The organism is Roseomonas sp. F4, from assembly GCF_053891155.1.
This window is the reverse complement of record NZ_JBSSHK010000001.1, coordinates 1056135-1073126: the sequence shown is the minus strand read 5'-3', so window position 1 is coordinate 1073126 and position 16992 is coordinate 1056135. Positions and strand designations below refer to the sequence as shown.

Genomic DNA, 16992 nt, shown 5'->3' with positions numbered 1-16992 from the left:
CAAAATCCTCAGCGGACCGGGATGCAGGCGAAGCCGCGGGCGCGAAGCTGCTCGCAGAACTGCCGCGCGCTGTCCTGGTCCGCGAAGCCCGCCGTGCGCAGGCGGAACAGGGGCGACTGGCCATCCCGTTCCAGCCGCTGCACCACGGGGCCGCGCCCCTCGAACAGCTCCGGCGCACGGCGGGACACGCGGTCGAATTCGGCCCGCGCCCCTTCCTCGCTGGTCACCGCGGCAAGCTGCACCATGACCCGCCCGCCCGGCACCGCGCGCGGCACGGCGGGTGCCGCGGCCTGGGTGGCGGCCGGCGCTGCCGCCGTGGCTGGCGGCGCGGCGCGGGCGGTGACCGGCTCGGCGGGCGGCGGCCCGGCATGGGCGGGCACATGCTGCGCGGCGCGCGATTCCGCGGGGCGCGGCGGCACCACCGGCGGCGGCGCCACGGTGGCGCGCAACAGGTCGATATTCGGGGATTCGGCTTCCGGGACCATCTGCGCAGGTCGGCCGGCCTGGGCCTGGGACTGCCGGTTGCCCGGCCGTTCCAGCACCAGCGCGTTCTGGTTCGGCACGCGCAGCCCGCCGGGATCATCCGGCCGCACCTTGAAGGGGCGCGGATCGGCCTCCACCACCGGCACGCTGCCGCCACCGCCGCTCAGGCGCTGCACCGCCCACCATCCGCCGGCGCCCAGCGCAGCCACCGCCACCATGCCGCCCGCCGCCGCCAGCATGCGCCACGGAATCCCGTTGGGTTCCCGTGCCACACGATAGCTCGGCACCATCATGTCGCTCATCGCATCTCCTCGACGGGTTCGACCCCCATCACCGCGAGGCCTGAGCGAAGGACCACCGAGGTCGCGGCCACCAGCGCGAGACGCGCACGGGTCGCTTCCGGCTCCTCCGCCCGGATGAAGCGCAACGTCGCATCGTCACGCCCCCTGTTCCACAATACATGAAAGTCGCTGGCCAAGTCTTGGAGAAAGAACGCGATTCGGTGAGGCTCCCGCGCCGCAGCAGCGGCCTCCACCGTGCGCGGCCAGACGGCCATGCGACGGATCAGGGCGAGTTCGGAGGGGTCGGTCAGGCTGTCGAGCGGGGCCTCGGCCAGATCGGCCTGGGCCGGATCGCCGGCCGAACGCAGCACCGAGCGGCAGCGGGCATGGGCGTATTGCACGTAGAAGACCGGGTTCTCCCGCGTCTGCTCGATGACCTTGTTCAGGTCGAATTCCATCTGCGCATCGGCCTTGCGCGTCAGCATGGTGAAGCGCACGGCGTCCTTGCCGACCTCGTCGATCAGGTCGCGCAGGGTCACATAGGTACCCGCGCGCTTGGACATGCGGACCGGCTCGCCATCCTTCATCACATGGACGATCTGGGTCAGCACCACATCCAGGCTGACCTTGCGGTCCGACAGCGCGGCCACGGCCGCCTGCATGCGCTTCACATAGCCGCCATGGTCGGCGCCCCAGACCTGCACCAACTGCGGAAAGCCGCGATCGATCTTTGCCAGATGGTTCGCGACGTCGTTCGCGAAATAGGTGCCGCTGCCGTCCGACTTGCGCAGCGGGCGGTCCACATCGTCGCCGAATTGCGTGGCGCGGAACAGCACCTGCGGGCGCGGCTCCCAGTCCTCCGGCGTCTTGCCCTTCGGCGGCTCCAGCACGCCGGTATAGATCAGGTCCTTGGCCGAGAGCCTGGCCTCCGCCTTCTCCAGCCAGCCCTCGGCGACGATGGCGCGCTCGCTGATGAAGACGTCGTGCTGCACGCCGAGCGCCGCCAGATCCTCGCGGATCGCGGACATCATGGCTTCCACCGTGAAGTCCCGCACCGTGTCGAGCCAAAGCGTGGCCGGCGCCGGCATGCCGCCCGGCTCGGCCAGCGTGTCCTTGAAAATTTGCCGCAGGGCAATGCCGACCGGCACCAGGTACTCGCCCTTGTATTGCAGGCCGCCGGGGACGGATTGCGCAAAATCCTCCTCGGTCATCGGCGTGCCGAGGGCCTGGAGGTAGCGCCAATAGGTGGCATAGGCGAGCGCCAGAACCTGGGCGCCCGCGTCGTTCACATAGTATTCGCGGGTGACGTCATAGCCCGCCTTGCGCAGCAGCAGCGCCAGCGCATCGCCCACCACGGCGCCGCGGCAATGGCCGACATGCATCGGCCCGGTCGGGTTGGCGGAGACATATTCCACATTCACCGGCCCGCCATCCCGCGCCGGACCATCGCCATAGGCGGGACCCGCCAGCAGCACGCTGGGCACCACGCCGCGCACGAACCCCTCATCCAGCCGGAGGTTGACGAAGCCCGGCCCGGCGGGGGTCGCCTCCACCACCACGGGCAGTTCGCGCAGCTTCTCGCAGAGCGCGGCGGCCAGCTTCGGCGGTGGCATCTTGGCCAATTTGGCGACCACCATCGCGCCATTGGTCGCCATGTCGCCATGCGCGGCGTCCTTGGGCGGCTCCACCAGCACGCGGCCAAAAGCCTCAGGCGGCAGTTCCGGCAGAAGCTGCGTCAGCGCCTCCACCACATGGGCGCGCATGGTGGCAAACAGGTCGGCGGTCGGGGTCATGAAAGGCTGATCCGGAATCGATAAGGGGGCTTCTAGCCCGGAATGGAGGGATCGGTCAGGCGCCGATGCTCCTCCAGCGCGAAACGGTCGGTCATGCCGGCCAGGTAGTCGCAGACCGCCTGGGCGGCCGCGGGGCTGCCGGCCTCCCCGGCCCGCGCCTGCCACCAGGGCGGCAACTGCCGCGGCTCCCCGTGCAGCAGGGAGAACAGCAATTGCAGCGCCCGCTTGCATTTCTGGGTGGTGCGGTTGACGCGCCAGTGGCGGTACATGCGCTGGAACAGGAAGGCGCGCAGCTCGTTATTCGCCTCCATCATGCCGTCGGAGAAGGCAACCACCGGGCGGCCATGGGCGCGGATATCGGCGGCGCTGGCCGGCGCCAGGGCGGCGATGCGCCGGCGGGTCTCGGCCACCACGTCATTCACCATGGCATTGATCACCCGCCGCACCACCTCCCCGGTCGCGCGGTCGCGCGGCAGGTCGGGGTTGGCGCGGATGGCCTCGGCATGGGCTTCCCGCACCAGGGGCAGGTCCACCGCCTCCTCCAGCGTGAACAGGCCGGCACGGATGCCGTCATCCAGGTCATGGTTGTTATAGGCGATGTCATCGGCCAGGGCCGCCACCTGCGCCTCGGCGCTGGCATGGGTGGTCAGGTCCAGCGGATGCAGGCGGTCATATTCGACGATATAGGGGCTGGGGCGGCGCAGCGGGCCATTGTGCTTGGCCAGGCCTTCCAGCGTCTCCCAGGTCAGGTTCAGCCCGTCGAAGCCGGCATAGCGGGCCTCCAGCCGGGTCACTGCCTTCAGCGACTGGGCGTTGTGGTCGAAGCCGCCATAGGGCTTCATCATCGCATCCAGCGCATCCTCCCCGCCATGGCCGAAGGGCGGGTGGCCTAGGTCATGCGCCAGGGCCAGGGCTTCCGCCAGGTCTTCCTCCAGCGCCAGTTCGCGGGCGATGGAGCGCGCGATCTGCGACACTTCCAGGCTGTGGGTCAGCCGCGTCCGGAAATGGTCACCCTCGTGGTAGACGAAGACCTGGGTCTTGTATTGCAGGCGCCGGAAGGCGGTGGCGTGGATGATCCGATCGCGGTCGCGCTGGAAGGGCGAGCGCGCGCCGCCACCCGGCTCGGCATGCAGCCGGCCGCGAGAGTCTTCGGCCCGGACCGCCCAGGGGGCCAGCCCGTCCGGATGCCGCTTGATATCCATCCCCACCCGCCTAGCACCGCCCCGCCCCCGCCGGAAAGGCCCGGCGGCGCCGGCGCCGCTGGAACCCTGGGCGTTTCCACCCTATCTTCATGGCAAGGAGCATCCGCCCGCCATGGACACCGCCATCATTCCCTTCCGCGTCACCCCCCGCGCCGCCGCCCAGGTGGCGGAGATCGCCGCGCGCCAGGGCAAGCCCGGGGCCGGACTGCGCCTCGCGGTCGATGCCGGCGGCTGTTCCGGCTTCCAGTACCGATTCGACCTGGAGGATGCCCCGGCCGAGGATGATCTGGTGGTGGCGGAGGGTCCGGGCCGGGTCTTTGTCGATCCGATCAGCATGGAATTGCTGGCCGGCGCCGAGCTGGACTGGACCGAGGCGCTGATCGGCGCGCATTTCGCGGTGAAGAACCCCCAGGCGGTCAGCGCCTGCGGCTGCGGCACCAGCTTTTCGGTCGGGTAGCCAAAGCGGCGCCGGGCAGGCAGTCTCCGCCCCATGATCCGGCTCGCCAGCTTCAATGTGAACTCCGTCCGCAAGCGGGCACCGCATATCCTGCGCTTCCTCGCCCGCCAGCAGCCCGACCTGTTGTTCCTGCAGGAGCTGAAATGCCGGACGGAGGAGTTTCCGGGCGTCGAGCTCGCCGCTTCCGGCTACCAGTTTCATGCCGTGGGCCAGCCGGGCGGCCGCAATGGCGTGGCCGTGCTGTCGCGCATTCCCTTCGAGGTGGTAGGCGAACACCTGCCCGGCGATGATGCCGACAGCCAGGCCCGTTTCATCGAGGTGAAGGCCGCCGGTATTCACGCCGCCGGCATCTACCTGCCCAATGGCAATTCCGGCGGCGATGAGGGGTTTCTCTACAAGCTGACCTGGATGGAGCGGCTGCGGCGTCTGGCGCAGGCGCGGCTCGATGCCTTCACGCCGCTGGCCATCCTGGGCGATTTCAACGTCTGCCCGACGGCACAGGATCTCGCACCCGGCACGCTGGCCCCCACCGATGCGCTGGTGCGGCCGGAGACCCGGGCGGCCTGGCGGGCGCTGGAACATCTCGGCCTGACCGATGCCCTGCGCGCCCTGCATCCGCTGCCGGAGCGGATCTACACCTATTGGGACTACGGCTCCGCCTTCGAGCGCAATGCCGGGCTGCGCATCGACCATGCGCTGCTGAGCGCGGAGCTGGCGGAGCGGCTGGAAGCCTGCACGGTGGATGTGGACCCCAGGGCCGAGGAACAGCCCTCGGACCACACCCCCGTGCTCATCGACCTGGCGAGCTAGTCCTTAGCGCCAGTGGCGGCCCCGATCGTGGCCGGCATGGCGCGGCGGGCCACCGTGAGGGCCATTCCAGCCGCCGTGATGCCGCGGCGGCGGCCCGTAATGGCGCGGCGGCGGCCCGTAGTAGCGGGGCGCGGGCGCGTAATAGGGGCGATAGACCGGGCGCGGCGCGTAGTAGCGCGGGGCCGGCGCGTAATAGGGCTGGGCGTAGCCGTAGCCATAGCCGTATCCGCCAACCGGCGTGACGTCGGCGGCGACCACGCAGCCTGGCGCGAACAGCAGCACCGGCAGGAGAAAGAAAAAGGCGCGGAGGCGACGCATTGCGGGGACTCCCCTGCGGCGGGCCGGGTTTCTTCCGGTGGCCCTGCCGCGTGATGGAGAGTTAACTCCGCGGTCATGTCCCGGTTCGGGCGCGATCGCGGCAGCGCCAAGGCCATTGCGGCGGAGCCGCCTTAATGCAAACGGCGGAGCCGCCTCAATGGCGACGGCGGGACCGCCGTACTGGCGGATCAGCCCGCCAAAGCGCGCTTCGCGACCTCCGCCAGAAAGCCGCTGGCCGTGGGCAGCACCGCATCGTCGAAATCGTAATGCGGGTTGTGCAGTTCGCGCCCGCCCTCGGCCGGCCCATTGCCGATCCAGACGAAGGCGCCCGGCACCTCCTTGAGAAACCAGGAGAAATCCTCCCCGGTCATGGCCGGCGGCACGTCGCGCCGCAGCGGCGCCACGGCGGATGCGGCGACCGCGGCCAATTCGCGTTCGGCGGGGCTGTTGGCGGTCACCTCCACCCCCTGGCGCCAGCCCACCTCCGCGGTCACGGCGCAGGTGGCGGCGATGCCCTGGGCGACGCGGTGCAGCCCCTCATGAATCGCCGCCCCGGCCGAATCGGCCAGCCAGCGAGCCGTGCCCTTCAACACGACGCGGGCCGGAATCTGGTTCTGCGCCTCGCCCCCCTGCACCATGGTGACGGAGACGACGCCGCCGGCCAGCGGGTCCAGGTTGCGGCCGACGATACTTTGCAAGGCCACGATGCAATGCCCGGCGGCGACCATCGGGTCGCGGGACAGATGCGGCAGAGCGGCATGGGCGGCGTGGCCGTCGAAGGTGATGTCGAAGCGGGCACCGGCCGCCATCACGGCCTTGTCATGGACCGCGATGGTGCCAACCGGCAGCCCGGGCCAATTATGCCAGCCGAAGATCCGATCCATCGGAAAGCGCTGGAACAGGCCCTGCGCGATCATGCTGCGGGCGCCGCCGCCGCCTTCCTCCGCCGGCTGGAACACCAGATGCACCGTGCCGGTCCAGCCCTGATCCGCCAGCAGCAGCTTCGCCGCCCCCAGCAGCGCGGTGGTGTGGCCGTCATGCCCGCAGGCATGCATCACGCCGGGGACGGTGCTGCGATAGGGCAGGTCCTCGTTCACTTCCTGGATGGGCAGCGCGTCCATGTCGCCCCGCAGGCCGACACTGCGATTGCCGCCGCCGCGCCGCAGCGTCGCCACCACGCCATGGCCGCCGAAATCCTGGGTGATCTCGGTCACCCCGATCTCCCGCAACTTCTCCACCACGAAGGCGGCTGTCGCGCTTTCCTGCAAGGTGAGGCCCGGATGGGCGTGGAGGTGGCGGCGCCAGCCTGTCAGCGTCTCGGCGAATGCGGTGTCCATCCTGTAGAGATAGCCGCTTCGGGCCTTCGCCTCCATCCCCGGGATGCAACCGACGCCCATCCCGCACGCTTCCTTCCCTGATCCAGAAGTGAAAAGACCCCTGCGACTCCTCATCCTCATCCCCACGGTGCTGCTGGCCGCGACCCCCGTTCTGGCCCAGCCGGCACCCGAACCCGCACCGCCACCCGCCGAGGCGGCACCGTCCAGCCTGCCCTATGCCACCACGCTGGTGCCCAGTGGCGTCGAGGATCTGGATGAGCCGCTGCGCCAGGCCTCCCGCTTGATCCGCCTGGCCACGGAGGCGCCGGTCGATTCCTACGGCCTGGTGGCCCGCGCGCTGGGGGAGCCGCCGCTATTGGATGCGGTGCTGCGGGCGGAGGGCTACTGGGCTGCTGTCATCACCGTGCGGATCGCCGGCGAGCCAGCCGATGCCGCGGGACTGGCGCAGCGCCTGGCCAATGCGCCGCCGGGCGCGCCGGTGCCCGTCGAAGTCCGCATCGCCCCCGGCCCGCGCTACAGCATCCGCCGCGTCACCCTGCGCCCGGATGCGCAGGCGGCCGCCCCGGCCGTCACCGCGCTCGGCGTCCCCGAGGGTATCGCCCCGGGCGATCCGGCCCGTAGCGGGCCGGTGCTGGATGCCGAATCCGGGCTGATCGACCGGTTGCGCAGCGCCGGCTACCCGCTGGCCTCCGTGGTGGACCGGGAAGTCCTGGTGAATCACGAGGACCAGGCGATGGATGTCACCTGGGTCCTCGCCCCCGGCCCGCAGGCCCGCTTCGCGCCGCCCGAGATCGCCGGCGACACCGCCGTCAGCCGCCGCCTTCTGGCCCGCATCGCCAACCGCCTGTCCGGCGAGCCCTATGCCCCCGCGGCGCAGGAGGCGACGCGGCGCGAATTGCTGGCGCTGGGCGCCTTCGATTCCGTGCGGGCGCGGGCCGCGGAGCGGCTGGATGCGCAGGGCCGCCTGCCGGTGACCTTCACCTTCGCCGACCGGCCGCGCAACGCGGCGGGCGCGACGCTGGCCTATGAGACCAATTTCGGCCCCTCCGCCTCGGTCTATTACGAACGCCGCAACGTCTTCGGCAACGCCGAGCGGCTGCGGCTGGAGGCCTCCGCCTCCCGCCTCGGCGGGGAGACGGAGGACAATAATTACCGCGTCGGCGCCAATCTGCGCCGCCCCGGCCTGTTCGACGGCCGCACCAGCCTGGTGCTGGACGCGGCGGTGCTGCGGGAAAGGCTGGACGCCTATGACCGCGACGCCATCACCACCTCCGCCCTGCTGGAACGCCCCTTTGGCGCCCGCTGGGTGCTGCAGGCCGGGCCGACCTTTGAGACGGGGCGGATCGGCCGCGACGGCGACATGCAGGCCTTCACCCTGGCCGGCTTCGTCATGGGCGCCCGCTACGACAACACCGACGACCCGCTGGACCCCCGCCGCGGCTATCGGCTGAGCGCCACCGTCACCCCCTATATGGACGTGGCAGAGGGCGGCGGATTCGCCCGGGCCATCGGCACGGCGCGCGGCTATTTCAGCCTGGCGGAGGGCGGCGGCACGGTGCTGGCGCTGCGCGGCACCGTGGGCAGCCTGGTCGGCGCCGACCGCGCCGTGCCGCTGGACAAGCGCTTCTATGCCGGCGGCGGCGGATCGGTGCGTGGCTATGCCTATCAGGCCATCGGGCCGCAGGATTCCCAGAACCGGCCGAATGGCGGGGCCAGCCTGGTGGAGGGCTCGGTGGAGATCCGCCAGCGGGTCTCGGGCGCGCTCGGCATGGTGGCCTTCCTCGATGGCGGCTCCGTCGGGCAGGCGGAAACGCCGAGCTTCGAGGAAGTGCGCTTCGGCGCCGGGCTTGGCGTGCGTTACGCAACGGCGATCGGGCCGTTGCGCCTGGATGTGGCCGTGCCGCTGAACAAGCAGCAGGGCGATGATGGATACGGACTTTATGTCGGACTCGGCCAGGCCTTCTGAGACGGCGCCCGCCCGGCCGCGCCGCCGCCGATGGGTGGTCGTGCTGCTGGGCGTGGTGCTGACCTTGCTGCTGCTGCCACCGCTGCTGGTGGGCGGCGCTCTGCTCTATGCCAATACGGAGGGCGGGCGGGCGAGGCTGGCTGGGCTGGCGGAATCCTTCGTGCCTGGCCTGACGCTGGAAGGCCTCTCCGGCCCCCTGCCTGGCCGCCTCGGCATCGCCCGCCTGACCATGGCGGATGACCAGGGCATCTGGCTGGAGGTGGAGAATGCCCGGCTGGATTGGGACCCCCGGGCGCTGTTCCGGCGGGAGGCGCATGTGAATCTGCTGGCGGCCGACCGGCTGGCACTGCACCGCCTGCCGCCCGCTGCGCCACAGGCGGAACCGGCGGCGCCCGGCCCGCTGATCCCGGAACTGCCCAGCCTTCCCCTGGCAATCCGGCTGGACCGGCTGGAACTGGCCCGCATCGACCTCGGCGAGGCTGTGGCCGGCATGGCGGCGCGGCTGCAAGCGGAGGGCATGGCGGTGCTGGATGCCTCCGGCCTGACCGCCAATCTGGAGGTGAACGCGCCGGAAGGCGCCACCAGCCTCGTGCTGCACGCCGCGCTGCGGCCGGAGACCGGGCGGCTTTCCGCCGATATCCGCCTGCGCGACGTGGCCGATGGCCTTCTGCCGCGGCTGATCGGCCAGCCGACGCGGCCGATTGAAGTGGACCTGAACTTGGACGGCCCGGCGGAAAATGCAGCGCTAACCTTGCGCGCAGCACTGGGTCCGGGGCTCGCCCTGGATGTCGCTGGCACCATCCGCGCGCCGGATATGGACCGGCTGGGGGCGGAGCTGCGCGGCACCGCCGACGCCTCCGGCTTGCTGGAGGGACCGCTATCGGCGCTGGCCGGGCCGCTGGAGCTCGATCTGGACGCCGCGCGGGTGGCGGATGGCGCGATCGACCTGCGCGGCCTGACCGTGTCCGGCGCGGCCGGGCGCATCGCCGCCCAGGGCCGCATCGCCGGCGACTTCGCCAGTGCCACGCTGCGGGTGCAGGCGGCGCTGGCCGGCTCCGCGACCTTCGCGGCCCTGCTGCCGCAGGGCGTGGCGGGTTGGGAGGGGCTGGACCTGGACGCCACCATCGACGGGCCGCTGGCGACGCCGACCGTCGATGCGCGGCTGGCCGCGCGCGGCTTCACCTCCACCCAGCACCCGCTGGCGGCGCTGCTCGGCGCCACACCCCGTGTGACGCTGCGCGCCACGGCGCCGGACCAGATCGCCCTGCTCACGGTCGAAGGCGCCGCAATCCGCGCCCGGGCTGATGGCCGGGTCGGCGAGCTGCTGGACCTGCGCTTCGCCGCCGACCTCGCCTCGGTGGAGGGTGCGGCGCCGGGGCTGATCGGTGCGCTGCGCCTGACCGGCACGGCGACCGGCCCGATGGCCGATCCCAGCCTGACGGTGCAGGCGGCCTCCGACCGGCTGGAAATGGCCGGCCAGGTGCTGGAGGCGTTGTCGCTGGAGGCCCGCATCGCCAATCCGGCGACGGCACTCGCCGTGAACGCCCAGGCCAGCGGCCGCTTCCAGGGCCAGAACTTGGCGCTGGATCTGCGCGGCGCGCCGCAGCCGGACGGCAGCCTGCGCCTCGATGCCGCCACGGCGCGCTTCGGCCCGGCGGAGCTGGTGGCCGATGGCGTGCTGGACACCGCGACCACGATCTTCACCGGCAATGCCCGGCTGAACGTGCCGGACCTCGCCCCGCTTTCCGCCGTGGCCGGCACGCCGCTGGCCGGCAGCCTGCGGGCGGAGGCGGTGCTGGCCGGGGAGAATGGCCAGCAGCGCGCCACGCTGCGGCTGAACGCGCCGCGCCTCACCGCCTCCGGCACCGCGCTGCGCGACATCGCAGCCCAGGTGGAAGGCACGCTGGCCGAACTCGCCTTCCAGCTCTCGGGCCAGGTGGCCGAGGCACGGATCGAGGCGCGCGGGCGGCTGACCGAACAGCCGGAGGGCGTGCGCCGCCTGGACCTCGCCACGCTGAACGCGGCGGCGCAGGGCGAGAGCCTCCGCCTGACCGCGCCGGCCCGAATCCTGCTGCGCCCGGATGGCGGCATCGAGGTGGCGGCGCTGGCGCTGACCACGGGGCGCGGCGGCAATCTGAGCGTGGCGGGCAACTGGTCCACGGCGCGGGCCGATCTGCGCGCCAACCTCGTCATCCCCGACCTCGCGGTGCTGGCCGCGCTGCTGCCGGATGTGGCGCCGAGCGGCCGTGTGCAGGCGGAAGCCCGCATCACCGGCCCCGGCACCGCCCCCGACATCGCCGCCACGCTGCGCGCCAGCGGCCTGCGGGCCAATGCCGCCTGGGCGCGCGGCCTGCCGGCCGTGGAGATCCAGGCGGAAGGCCGGCGTGGCGGCGACGGCGCCATCACGGGGCGCGCCACCGCCAATGCCGGCAATGCCACCCGCCTAACCGCCACCGCCAACCTACCGCGCGGGCCGGAAGGGCCGTTGGAGGGTTCGCTGGATGGCAATGCCGATCTCGGCGCCCTGACCGCGCCGCTGCTGGCGGCCGGCGCGGATCGCGTGGCTGGGCGGCTGACGCTGGCGCTGCGCGTCGGCGGCACCACCGCCGCGCCGGTCTTCGGCGGGCAGGCGCAGCTCGCCGGCGGCTCCTATCGCAACGCCGTGCAGGGCATCGCCCTGACCCAGCTCGCCGGCACCATTGCGGCGGAGGGGCCGCAGCTGCGCATCAACCTGAACGGCCGCGCCGGCGAGGGCCGGATCGCCCTGACCGGCACCGTGGCACCCTTGGCGGAGGGCATGCCGGTGGACCTGGCCCTACGTGCGACGGGGGCACAGCCGGTTTCCTCCGACCTGATCCGCGCGACACTGGATGCGGAGCTGGCGCTGACCGGCATGCTGTCCAGCGGCGCGCGGCTGTCCGGCCCGCTGCGGCTGCGCCGCGCTGATATCCGCGTGCCGGAGAGCCTCCCGGCCAGCGTCCGCAGCCTCGGCCCGGTGACGGAGGTGGGCAGCGTGCCCGGCCGCGCCACCCCGCCGCCGCGCCCGCGCGCCGATGCGGCGGCGCCCGCCAGTGGCGGCGGCGGGCTGCCCATCACGCTCGACCTGCAATTCATCGCGCCGCGCGGCGTCTTCGTGCGTGGGCGCGGGCTGGATGCGGAGCTGGGCGGCACGCTGGCAATCCGCGGCACGCTGGATGCGCCCGACATCTCCGGAAACCTGTCCCTGGTGCGCGGCGAGTTCCAGATCCTGGCGCGGCGCCTGACCTTCAGCCGGGGGCGGCTGGATTTCTCGGGCGGGCTGATCCCCGACCTGGATTTCGAGGCGACCAGCCAGACCGGCGGCACCACCGTGCGCGCCAATGTCAGCGGCCCGCCCAGCAGCCCGACCATCACCTTCTCCTCCACGCCAGAACTGCCGCAGGACGAAGTGCTGGCGCGGCTGCTGTTCGACCGGCCGGTCAGCGAGCTGTCGCCCTTCGAGATCGCCCAGATTGCCCAGGCCATCGCCGGTGCCACCGGCTTCGGCGGCGGCGGCGCCTCCGGCGTGCTGGACCGGGTGCGCCAGACGCTGGGCCTCGACCGCTTGGCGGTGGGTGGCGGCGGGGAGACGGCGGCGCGTCGGACGGCGGCGGAGGAACGCGCCGGGCCGACGCTGGAAGCCGGGCGCTATGTCGCCGATGGCGTCTTCGTCGGCGTCCGGCAGGGCACGGAAAGCGGATCCTCCCGCGTCGGCGTGCGGGTGGACCTGACGCCACGCCTGAAGCTGGAGGCCGAGACGGGCGACCGGGAGGCGGGGGAGCGCGTGGGCGTGACGGCGGAGTGGCAATGGGGGCGGTAGGTCACCCCATCCCCGGCACCCTGGCGAGCAGCGCCGCATCCAGCGCCGCCCGCCGCTCCCAAAGCCCGCGGTACCAGTGCAGCCGCGGCGTCACCTGCCGCGCCAGCATCCGTTCCGCCGCCACCCAGGCGCGGGCGGCATTCGCCATCGTCAAGGCGCGGGACGGATCGGCCAGCAGAGCGCGCAATTCACGCCCGAGGCTTTCGACGTCGGGCACGATCAGCCCGGTTTCGCCATGGCGCAGGCTCTCGGCATAGACCACGGGGCTCGCCAGGCAGCAGAGGCGATGGCCGCCGGCCTCCACCGCCTTCAGGTCGGATTTCATGCGGTTGAAGCGCGTGTCGGCCAGCGGCAGGAAGGCCAGTTCGCAGCGGCCCATCACCTCGCGGTAGCCGGCGTAATCGGTGGTGGGGGTGAAGCGCTTGTGGGGCGTGGCCAACGCCTCGAAAGTCGCGCGGTCATGCAGCACTTCCACCGCCAAACGGCCTCCGGCCTCCGCCAGGATCTGGTTCAGCACCGGCAGGAAGGGGGCGATGTCGGCCTGGCGGTTCAGCGCGCCGAAGAACAGGGTCAGGCGCGACGGGTCGCGGAAATTCGCGGGCTGCGGCAGTTCGGCCAAGGCATTCGGAAACACCGCGATCTCGTCGTTGAGGGGCGCCAGCAGGTCGCGCAGCGGCGCGGTGGAAGTCTGCACCGCATGCACGCCGCGAAAGGCCAGATGGTTGTTCGCGGCAATCGAAGGCCAATGCGCCGGATCGTCGTCGAATTCCTGCACCAGCACCGCGCCGGTGGCGCGCAGCCCGCGCAGATAGTCCACGCTGTCCGGCCGGTCGAGCAGGCGGCGTTGCAGGACCAGGATGCGCGGCACCTCCGCCTTCGGCATCTCGGCCTGTGGCCCAGCAAGCGTCGCGACACCAGGGTGCGTCGCCAACGCCGCAAAGGGTTGCAGCACCCGCACGTCGTTCACGCCGCCCACCGGCCGCAACGTCCGCGCCACCAGCAGCATCGGTGCGGGGGGTTTGCGGGTGGCGCGCCAGACATATTGCAGCGGCGCGGAGCGGCGCAGCCAATCGGCCTCCGTCACGCCCAACGCTTGCAAGGCCGGCGCGAGGCGGCGGGCGAATTCCGTCGCGCGGTCGCGGTCGAAGATGCGCGGCGCGACCTCCAGCGGCATCAGCCCCGCCTGTTCCAGCGCCTGCTGCATCCCCTGCTTCGTGAACCAGCGCAGATGGGTGCGGTCGAACAGGCCCTGATCCTCATAGCGCCAACCGCCGGTCAGCAGGCGTGCGGCGAAAGACCAGTGTTCGAGATTGGGGATGCAGGCCAGCAGCACGCCATCTTCCGCCAGCAGCGCCGCATCCCGCCGCAGCACCGCCCAGGGGTCGCGCAGATGTTCCAGCACATCGCCAAGGATCAACGCATCCAGGCTGCCGGGCTCGATGGGCGGCGTCTCCGCCTCGATGTCGATGCGGTACACCGCGTCGTAATGCGCCGCCGCCCGGTCGGCGAGCGCCGGGTCGGACTCCACCGCCAGCAACTCCGTCGCTGGGTTGCGACGCCGGAAGGCCGCGCCGAGGCCGCCGGCGCCGCAGCCGACATCCAGTATGCGCCGCGCATCCAGCGGAATGCGCGACAGCAGGTCCGGATTGGCGGCGGCGCCGTAGTCCCGATGGGTCACGGTGCTGGCACGGCCTCCGCCGCTTCCTCCAGCGCCGCCAGAACATGGTTCATGCCACGTCGGAGCTGGGTGGTGGCGAAGCCGAGCGCCTGGGGCGGGTAGCGGTCGAGGTCGGCCGCCACCGCCAGATGGGTGAAGGGCGGCGCCGGCAGGCCGAAATCACGGCGCCAGCGCGTGCCGCGGGTGTAGTCCAGCGGCACCAGCCGGCGCAGCACGGCCAGCCGCGTCTCGGTGGCGACTTCGGGCGTCGGGTTGCTGGCCTCAAACGCCGCAAGTCGCGCGGCCAGAGCGTCCAATGCGCCGGCCACCGGCGACAGGTCGAAGCGATCGCCCGCCGCCTTGGCATAGCGAGAAAGATGGCCCTGGAGATCGGCCACCAGCGCCCCGGGGTCGAGCGGCAGGGCCGGCCGCGTCGCCATCCGAAACAGCGCCAGGGCGTAGAGGCGAATATCCGTCAGCAGCACATCGGGGTCCGCGACCTCCATCTGGTCGCGGTCGGTGTGCCAGGCGGTGTTGCCGCCATTGCCCATGACGAAATACCAGCCGCGCCGCTCCACCTCCGCCTTCGGAATGCGGGAAGAGGCGGAGAAGCAGCCGGAGATGCCGAGGTTGTTGAAGGAGAAGTCGGAAGACTGCGTCGGCCGCTTGCCGCCAGCCACCTTGCCCGTGGCGTCGCGCACGGCGTCTGTGACGAAGCCACGGTTCTCCGCCATCCAGGGAATGGTCGGGTAATCGGTGGCGTCGCGGCAGCCGGGGCTGTCGCAATTCATATGCGCCACGCAGTGCTTCGCGAGATCCAGCGCGTACTGGTCGGCATACCAGGTGCTGCCGGCGAACTTGCCGGTGGAATGGCCGGGCCACCAGCAGATGCGCACGCCGCGCTTCAGCTTGGACCGGTGCTCATGCAGCGTGCGGGCCACTTCCAGCATGCAGGCATCGCCGGTCGCATTGTCGCCGACGCCGACATCCCAACTGTCGTAATGGCCGTGCAGCAAGGCGAAGCCGGGCTCCGTGCCGGCGATGCGCACCTCGGGCAGCACCTGGTCGAACCAGCCCTCCTCCACCACCGTGGTCAAGGTGGCGGAGGCGCCACGCGCGGCGGCCTCGATCAGCTTGGCGCCATCGGGGGCGGAGACGGAGCAGCCCGGGATCGGCGTGCGGCCCGGCAGGTCGTCCAGGTCCGGCGTGCCCCAGATGGCGCTGCCGCTGCCCCAATGCATGTCGGGTCCGGGATTGACCGCGATGACACCGGCCGCGCCCAGGGCGGCGAATTGCAGGATGCGCTCCGCCAGGATCATGCCCCGGAAGACCGCGATCTTGCCCTTCACATCCGGCACGCCCGGGGCGGGGTCATAGCCCTCCCCGAACAGCGGCGCGGAGTTCGGCGTCCAGCCGACCGGCGGGCCGATCGGGTTTTCGACGAAAACGAGCGGCGCCGTCAGGCCCTCCGGCGCGGTCTGGGCGAGCTGCGCCGGGCGGGCGGCGAACCGTGTGCCGTCCAGCGTGACATGCGCCGTCTTCGGCACGGCGAGATATAGCCGCGGGCGATGCACGGTGATGGGCAGGCCGAGCGCGGTCAGCCGCGCGACAATCTCCTCCCCGGCCGCCAGTGCTTCCTGCGGGTCCTGCCGGCGCATGGTGGAAAAGCGCTGCACCAGGGACCAGGCGTCCCCGATGCGCGCGGTGGCCATCAGCGCGGTTTCATCCTGCGTGGTCATGGCCATCAATCCAGTGTCACGCCGGTGGCGCGGACGACGGCACCCCAGCGCTCGATTTCCGCTGTCACATAGGCCTGGGTCTCGGCCGGTGGGGTGCCGCCGGGATCGACGCCGATGGAGGCATAGCGGCTGCGCACCGCCTCGCTGGACAAGGCGCGCTGAAGCTGGGCGAAGAAGGCGGCGACAACGTCGTCCGGCACCGCCGCCGGCCCGGCCAGGCCGAACCAGTTGGTGGTGACGACCGTGGGGAAGCCCTGTTCGGCCAAGGTGGGAATCTCCGGAAAGGCGGCGCTGCGGGTGGCGGTGGACACGGCGAGTGCCCGCACCACGCCGCTGCGGATATGCACCGCCGCCGAGGGCAGGCTGTCCCACATCCCCTCGATCCGCCCGCCGATCACATCCGCCGTCGCCGCCTGGGCACCACGATAGGGCACATGGGCGATGTCGACGCCAGCCGCCGCCTTCAGCAATTCCCCGGTCAGGTGATGCAGCGTGCCATTGCCGCCGGAGCCGAAGTTCATCGCCCCGGGCCGTGCCTTCGCCGCGGCGATATAGCCGGCCAGGTCACGGAAGGGCTGGTCCTTGCCGACGATCAACACCAGCGGCAGCGTGCCGATGATGGTGATGTTCCGGAAATCCCGCTGGGTGTCATACGGCAGGTCCCGTCGCAGCGAGGGGAAGATGGCCTGCGGGCCGACATTGGTCGTCATCCAGGTATAGCCATCCGGCGGCGACTTCGCGACGAGGTCGGAGGCGACGACACCGCCGGCGCCCGAGCGATTCTCCACCGGGAAGGGCTGCCCGGTCTGTTCCTGCAAGGCCTGCGCCAGGGTGCGCGTCAGGATATCGGAAGCGCCGCCCGGCGGGGCGGAGGAGATCATGCGCACCGGCCGGCTGGGCCAGCCCGTCTGCGCGAGGGCCGGCATGGCATGCGCCATGGCGAGGGCGGCGAGAAGGCTGCGGCGATGCATGGGAAGGTCCTTGGAACCGGGCAATGTTGCGCGGATGGGACACGCGAAGCGACGCCGAGGCAAGGCGATGCCAGCCCGGCAGCGCAGCAAGCGCCGAAGCGCAACCGGCCGGCCCGGGGACTTGCGTCACCGCCCCACCC

General features: G+C 71.7%; 12 protein-coding genes. 4 read left to right on the top strand and 8 right to left on the bottom strand.

All coding sequences use genetic code 11. From position 1 onward, the window contains the following. Nucleotides 1-8: 8 nt before the first annotated feature. From ACVFYP_RS05205 to ACVFYP_RS05195, 3 genes are read right to left on the bottom strand one after another with little or no spacing between them, the layout of a single operon-like run. The gene (locus ACVFYP_RS05205) at nucleotides 9-785 is read right to left on the bottom strand and encodes an SPOR domain-containing protein (RefSeq protein WP_499199060.1); all 777 of its coding nucleotides are present in this window, start codon (nucleotides 783-785) and stop codon (nucleotides 9-11) included. Continuing rightward, the gene (argS, locus tag ACVFYP_RS05200) at nucleotides 782-2557 is read right to left on the bottom strand and encodes an arginine--tRNA ligase (protein WP_499199059.1); all 1776 of its coding nucleotides are present in this window, start codon (nucleotides 2555-2557) and stop codon (nucleotides 782-784) included. Before argS ends, ACVFYP_RS05205 begins: the two co-directional genes overlap by 4 nt. A 32-nt stretch (nucleotides 2558-2589) precedes the next feature. Beyond that, the gene (locus tag ACVFYP_RS05195; protein ID WP_499199058.1) at nucleotides 2590-3759 is read right to left on the bottom strand and encodes a deoxyguanosinetriphosphate triphosphohydrolase; all 1170 of its coding nucleotides are present in this window, start codon (nucleotides 3757-3759) and stop codon (nucleotides 2590-2592) included. Nucleotides 3760-3871: 112 nt separating this feature from the next. Here ACVFYP_RS05195 and ACVFYP_RS05190 point away from each other — a divergent pair, with 112 nt between their 5' ends. Together ACVFYP_RS05190 and xth are read left to right on the top strand one after the other, a co-directional pair. Further along, the gene (locus ACVFYP_RS05190) at nucleotides 3872-4216 is read left to right on the top strand and encodes a HesB/IscA family protein (RefSeq protein WP_499199057.1); all 345 of its coding nucleotides are present in this window, start codon (nucleotides 3872-3874) and stop codon (nucleotides 4214-4216) included. A gap of 36 nt (nucleotides 4217-4252) precedes the next feature. Continuing rightward, the gene (gene xth, locus ACVFYP_RS05185) at nucleotides 4253-5026 is read left to right on the top strand and encodes an exodeoxyribonuclease III (RefSeq protein ID WP_499199541.1); all 774 of its coding nucleotides are present in this window, start codon (nucleotides 4253-4255) and stop codon (nucleotides 5024-5026) included. A gap of 3 nt (nucleotides 5027-5029) precedes the next feature. On the opposite strand, the gene ACVFYP_RS05180 is transcribed toward xth, so the two are convergent. Together ACVFYP_RS05180 and ACVFYP_RS05175 are read right to left on the bottom strand one after the other, a co-directional pair. Then, the gene (locus ACVFYP_RS05180; protein ID WP_499199056.1) at nucleotides 5030-5344 is read right to left on the bottom strand and encodes a hypothetical protein; all 315 of its coding nucleotides are present in this window, start codon (nucleotides 5342-5344) and stop codon (nucleotides 5030-5032) included. A 188-nt stretch (nucleotides 5345-5532) separates the two neighbouring features. Further along, nucleotides 5533-6681: an amidohydrolase gene (locus tag ACVFYP_RS05175; protein ID WP_499199055.1), complete on the bottom strand. Its 1149-nt coding sequence runs from the start codon at nucleotides 6679-6681 to the stop codon at nucleotides 5533-5535. Nucleotides 6682-6769: 88 nt separating this feature from the next. On the opposite strand from ACVFYP_RS05175, the gene ACVFYP_RS05170 reads away from it, so the two are divergent. Together ACVFYP_RS05170 and ACVFYP_RS05165 are read left to right on the top strand one after the other, a co-directional pair. Next, nucleotides 6770-8647 carry an autotransporter assembly complex protein TamA gene (locus tag ACVFYP_RS05170; RefSeq protein ID WP_499199054.1) on the top strand — a complete coding sequence of 626 codons (1878 nt, stop codon included), beginning with the start codon at nucleotides 6770-6772 and terminating at the stop codon, nucleotides 8645-8647. Continuing rightward, nucleotides 8622-12485: a translocation/assembly module TamB domain-containing protein gene (locus tag ACVFYP_RS05165; RefSeq protein ID WP_499199053.1), complete on the top strand. Its 3864-nt coding sequence runs from the start codon at nucleotides 8622-8624 to the stop codon at nucleotides 12483-12485. The genes ACVFYP_RS05170 and ACVFYP_RS05165 overlap by 26 nt, the downstream gene beginning before the upstream one ends. Before the next feature lies 1 nt (nucleotide 12486). Here ACVFYP_RS05165 and ACVFYP_RS05160 read toward each other — a convergent pair whose 3' ends face one another. The 3 genes from ACVFYP_RS05160 to ACVFYP_RS05150 are packed head-to-tail and all read right to left on the bottom strand — an operon-like array spanning nucleotide 12487 to nucleotide 16852. Then, nucleotides 12487-14163 (bottom strand): methyltransferase domain-containing protein, encoded by a 1677-nt coding sequence (locus tag ACVFYP_RS05160; protein ID WP_499199052.1) that lies wholly within the window; start codon nucleotides 14161-14163, stop codon nucleotides 12487-12489. Continuing rightward, complete coding sequence (locus ACVFYP_RS05155; RefSeq protein ID WP_499199051.1) at nucleotides 14160-15881, bottom strand: M28 family peptidase; 1722 nt, start codon at nucleotides 15879-15881, stop codon at nucleotides 14160-14162. Before ACVFYP_RS05155 ends, ACVFYP_RS05160 begins: the two co-directional genes overlap by 4 nt. A gap of 5 nt (nucleotides 15882-15886) precedes the next feature. Next, complete coding sequence (locus tag ACVFYP_RS05150; protein WP_499199050.1) at nucleotides 15887-16852, bottom strand: Bug family tripartite tricarboxylate transporter substrate binding protein; 966 nt, start codon at nucleotides 16850-16852, stop codon at nucleotides 15887-15889. Between the last annotated feature and the right edge of the window lie 140 nt (nucleotides 16853-16992).